Annotated in this window: 4 protein-coding genes; 3 read left to right on the top strand and 1 reads right to left on the bottom strand. The window is 70.3% G+C overall.

Translation table 11 applies throughout. The features are described 5' to 3' along the window. Both ACIWQI_RS16080 and pntB read left to right on the top strand, forming a co-directional pair. Positions 1 to 1,109: Re/Si-specific NAD(P)(+) transhydrogenase subunit alpha (locus tag ACIWQI_RS16080; RefSeq protein WP_396658964.1), on the top strand; the 1,109-nt coding region annotated here is incomplete at its 5' end. Then, positions 1,106 to 2,524, top strand: a complete 1,419-nt coding sequence (pntB, locus tag ACIWQI_RS16075; protein ID WP_396658962.1) for a Re/Si-specific NAD(P)(+) transhydrogenase subunit beta — start codon at positions 1,106 to 1,108, stop codon at positions 2,522 to 2,524. The genes ACIWQI_RS16080 and pntB, both read left to right, overlap by 4 nt. Positions 2,525 to 2,546: 22 nt before the next feature. Here pntB and ACIWQI_RS16070 read toward each other — a convergent pair whose 3' ends face one another. Beyond that, a complete protein-coding gene (locus tag ACIWQI_RS16070) occupies positions 2,547 to 3,260 on the bottom strand; it encodes an SDR family oxidoreductase (protein ID WP_396658960.1) in 714 nt (237 codons plus the stop codon). A gap of 92 nt (positions 3,261 to 3,352) precedes the next feature. On the opposite strand from ACIWQI_RS16070, the gene ACIWQI_RS16065 reads away from it, so the two are divergent. Continuing rightward, a complete protein-coding gene (locus ACIWQI_RS16065; protein ID WP_396658959.1) occupies positions 3,353 to 4,519 on the top strand; it encodes a thiolase family protein in 1,167 nt (388 codons plus the stop codon). Positions 4,520 to 4,553 lie beyond the last annotated feature (34 nt).

Raw genomic sequence — 4,553 nt, 5'->3', positions numbered from 1 at the left:
CCGCGCACGAGTTCGGCCGGTTCTTCACGGGGCAGGTGACCGCGGCCGGCAAGGTTCCGCCCGCCAAGGTGCTGGTGGCGGGCGCCGGCGTCGCCGGCCTTGCGGCGATCGGCGCGGCATCCAGCCTCGGCGCCATCGTCCGCGCGACCGACCCACGGCCCGAGGTCGCCGACCAGGTCAAGTCCATCGGCGGTGAGTACCTCAAGGTCGACGTCGAGGTCGAGCAGTCCACCGACGGGTACGCGAAGGCGACGAGCGAGGACTACGACCGCCGCGCCGCCGAGATCTACTCCGAGCAGGCCGCCGACGTCGACATCATCATCACCACCGCGCAGATCCCGGGCCGGCCCGCACCGCGGCTGATCACCGCGGCCGACGTGGCGAGCATGAAGCCCGGCAGCGTCATCGTCGACATGGCCGCCGGCACGGGCGGCAACGTCGAGGGCTCGGTCGCCGGCGAGAAGATCGTCACCGACAACGGTGTCACGATCCTCGGGTACACGGATCTTCCGTCACGGCTCCCGACCCAGGCATCCCAGCTCTACGGCACGAACCTCGTCAACCTCCTGACGCTGCTCACCCCCGGCAAGGACGGGCAGCTCACCCTCGATTTCGACGACGTCGTGCAGCGCTCGGTGACCGTCGTGCGCGACGGCGCGTCGACCTGGCCGCCGCCGCCCGTGCAGGTCGCGGCCGCGCCGACTCCCGCCGCGCCAGCCGCCCCGGCCGAGCCGGCCAAGGTCAAGAAGCCCATGAGCCGGGTCACCAAGGTCGCTCTCGCCGCGGCCGGTGCGGCCGTGCTCTTCGCGCTGACGGCGATCGCCCCCGACCCGCTGCCACGGCACCTGTGGGTGCTCGCCCTGTCGGTGATCGTCGGGTTCTACGTGATCGGCAACGTCGCCCACGCCCTGCACACGCCGCTCATGAGCGTCACCAACGCGATCTCGGGCATCATCATCGTCGGCGCGATGCTGCAGCTCGCGGTGCCCGACCTCACCGTGCAGATCCTCGCCGGCATCGGCGTGCTCATCGCCAGCATCAACATCTTCGGCGGCTTCGCGGTGACCCGCCGAATGCTCCGCATGTTCTCGAAGGGAGACGCCCGATGATCGCCGAGGGCACGCTCATCGCCCAGGGCATCGCGGGCGCCGCCTATCTCATCGCCGCGATCCTGTTCATCCTGAGCCTCGCCGGGCTGTCCAAGCACGAGTCCGCCCGCTCGGGCGTGACCTACGGCATCATCGGCATGGTCATCGCCCTGGCCGCGACCGCGTGGCTCATGGTCGAAGACGCGCTCGCGACGCCGGCGGGCACCATCGGCCTGGTCTTCTTCGTCGCGGCGATGCTCATCGGCGCCGCCATCGGACTGTGGCGGGCGCGTGTGGTCGAGATGACCGGGATCCCCGAGCTGATCGCGCTGCTGCACAGCTTCGTCGGTGCGGCCGCCGTCCTGGTCGGCTGGAACGGCGCGCTCTTCGACGTGGGTCTCACCGGCACGCTGCGCGACATCCACCACGCCGAGGTCTTCATCGGCGTGTTCATCGGTGGGGTGACCCTCACCGGCTCCATCGTCGCGTTCCTCAAGCTCTCCGGGCGGATGTCGTCGCGCCCGCTGACGCTGCCGGGCAAGAACATCATGAACCTCGGCGCGCTCATCGTGTTCGCCGGGCTGACCGTCTGGTACGTCATCGACCCGCAGCTGTGGCTGCTGATCGTCGTGACCGTCCTCTCGCTCGCGCTCGGGTGGCACCTGGTCGCCTCGATCGGCGGCGGCGACATGCCCGTGGTGATCTCGATGCTCAACAGCTATTCGGGATGGGCGGCGGCCGCGGCGGGCTTCCTGCTCAACAACGACCTGCTCATCGTCACCGGTGCGCTCGTCGGCTCGTCCGGTGCGTACCTCAGCTACATCATGTGCAAGGCGATGAACCGGTCGTTCATCTCGGTCATCGCCGGCGGCTTCGGCATCGAGGCGCCCAAGAAGGACGACGTCGACCACGGTGAGCACCGCGAGACCGACGCCGAGTCCGTCGCGAACCTGCTCGCGAACGCGTCCAGCGTCGTGATCACCCCGGGGTACGGGATGGCGGTCGCCCAGGCGCAGTACCCGGTCGCCGAGCTCACCGACAAGCTGCGTGCCAAGGGCGTCGACGTGCGGTTCGGCATCCACCCGGTCGCCGGTCGCCTCCCCGGGCACATGAACGTGCTGCTCGCCGAGGCGAAGGTCCCGTACGACATCGTGCTCGAGATGGACGAGATCAACGACGACCTGGCCGAGACCGACGTGGTGCTCGTCATCGGCGCCAACGACACCGTCAACCCGGCGGCCGCCGAAGACCCGGGCTCGCCCATCGCCGGCATGCCCGTGCTGCGGGTGTGGGAGTCGAAGAACATCGTCGTCTTCAAGCGATCGATGGCCACCGGCTACGCGGGCGTGCAGAATCCGCTGTTCTTCCGCGAGAACGCGCAGATGCTGTTCGGTGACGCCAAGGAGCGCGTCAACGACATCCTCGGTGCGCTGTAGCCGCGGCGCTGCCGTTCGGGGCTCAGTGCCCCATGGACACGCCGCCGTCGACGGGAATCCATGCCCCGGTGATGTAGCCGCTCTCCGGGCCCGCAAGCCAGGCCACGGCGGCGGCGATCTCCTCCGAGGTTCCGGCCCGGGCGGCAGGGACCCGCGCGAGGATGGCCTCCCTGCGCTCGGGCGTGAGCGCCGCGGTCATGTCGGTCTCCACGAAGCCGGGGGCGACCACATTCGCCGTGACGCCCGCGTGCGAGTACTCACCGGCGATGGCGCGCGCCATCCCGAGCAGCCCGGCCTTCGATGACGCGTAGTTCACCTGACCGAAGGAAGGCATGACCGCCCCGACGCTCGAGATGAACACGATCCGGCCGTAACCGGTCTTCACCATTTCGTCGATCACGAGGCGGCTGAGCCGGAACGCGCCGGTCAGGTTCACGTCGATCACCTCGGCGAACTCGGCCTCGTCCATCCGGGTGAGTCGGCGGTCCCGCGTGATGCCCGCGTTGGCGACGGCCACGTCGATCGCGCCCAGATCGTCGCGCACGTGATCGAGCGCGCGCTGCAGGGACGCCATGTCGGCGACATCGGCCGTGTACCCCCGGGCTCCGGTGGGCGCGGAGCCGTCCCGGGTCAGCACCGCGGTCCGGTGCCCCGAGGCGACGAACCGCTCCGCGATGGCCTTGCCCAGACCCCGATTGCCGCCCGTGATGACGACCGTGTGCGTGCGGTCCCCCATGAACCCCTCCATGCTGCGCGGTGACAGCCCCGGAGCCTATCAGCGAGGCGACTGTCGGCCGTGCGCTCGTCCGGAGATGAGAGGATCGGACCATGGTCCGCAACGCCGTCATCGTCGATGTGATCCGCACGCCCTCCGGCCGCGGCAAGCCCGGAGGCGCCCTCAGCGACGTGCACCCGGTCGACCTGGCCGCGCACGTGCTGCGCACGATCCTCGAGCGCAGCGGACTCGAATCCACCCAGGTCGACGACGTGATCATGGGGTGCGTCAGTCAGATCGGCGATCAGGCGATGAACATCGGGCGGATGGCGATGCTCGCCGCCGGCTTCGACGAGACCGTGCCCGCGGTCACCATCGACCGCCAGTGCGGGTCGAGCCAGCAGGCCGCCCACTTCGCGGCGCAGGGAGTCATGGCGGGGGCGTACGACATCGTCATCGCCGCGGGCGTCGAGTCGATGAGCCGGGTGCCGCTCGGCTCGTCGCGGGCCGGCGGATCGACGGCCCCAGGCATCCGCGCCCGCTACCCCGACGGCCTCGTCAACCAGGGCGTCTCCGCCGAGCTGATCGCCGCGAAGTGGGGCTTCACCCGCGAGGAGCTGGATGCCTTCTCGGCGGAGTCGCACAGAAGGGCGGCGGATGCCTGGGCCCGCGGTGACTTCGCATCCCAGGTCGTGCCGGTCGACGGGGTCGAGGGGGACGAGACGATCCGCGCCGGGACCACCGCTGAGGGCCTCGCCGGGCTGAACCCGGCGTTCCGCACCGATGAGCTCGCGGCGCGCTTTCCCGAGCTCGAGTGGATGATCACGCCGGGTAACTCGTCGCCGCTGACCGACGCCGCCTCCGCCGCGCTCATCATGTCGGAGGAGAAGGCCGCCGAGCTGGGGCTGACGCCCCGCGCACGGTTCCACGCGTTCGCCGTGGTCGGCGACGACCCGATGCTCATGCTGACCGGCCCGATCCCGGCGACCCGACGCATCCTCGACCGCTCCGGACTCGCCATCGACGACCTCGACGTCTACGAGGTGAACGAGGCCTTCGCCTCCGTGCCGCTGGCGTGGCAGGCCGAACTGCACGCCGATCCGGCGAAGCTGAACCCCTGGGGCGGGGCGATCGCGCTCGGCCACGCGGTCGGCGCCTCCGGCACGCGTCTGCTGGGCACGCTGCTGGCGGCGCTCGAGGCCACCGGTGGGCGATACGGCCTGCAGACGATGTGCGAGGGCGGCGGCATGGCCAACGCCACGATCATCGAGCGGCTCTGAGCGCACCGCTGAGTGGCACGGGGTGACCTCGATT

The sequence above is a fragment of the Microbacterium sp. genome, assembly GCF_044508325.1.
Taxonomy (GTDB): Bacteria; Actinomycetota; Actinomycetes; order Actinomycetales; family Microbacteriaceae; genus Microbacterium.
Note: the sequence above shows the minus strand (reverse complement) of the source record. Positions and strands in the feature narration are given on the sequence as shown.

Bases quoted from the DNA above. Each gene is read 5' to 3' on its own strand.
- pntB (WP_396658962.1), top strand. From the start codon at position 1,106: ATGATCGCCGAGGGCACGCTCATCGCCCAGGGCATCGCGGGCGCCGCC.
- ACIWQI_RS16070 (WP_396658960.1), bottom strand. From the start codon at position 3,260: ATGGGGGACCGCACGCACACGGTCGTCATCACGGGCGGCAATCGGGGT.
- ACIWQI_RS16065 (WP_396658959.1), top strand. From the start codon at position 3,353: ATGGTCCGCAACGCCGTCATCGTCGATGTGATCCGCACGCCCTCCGGC.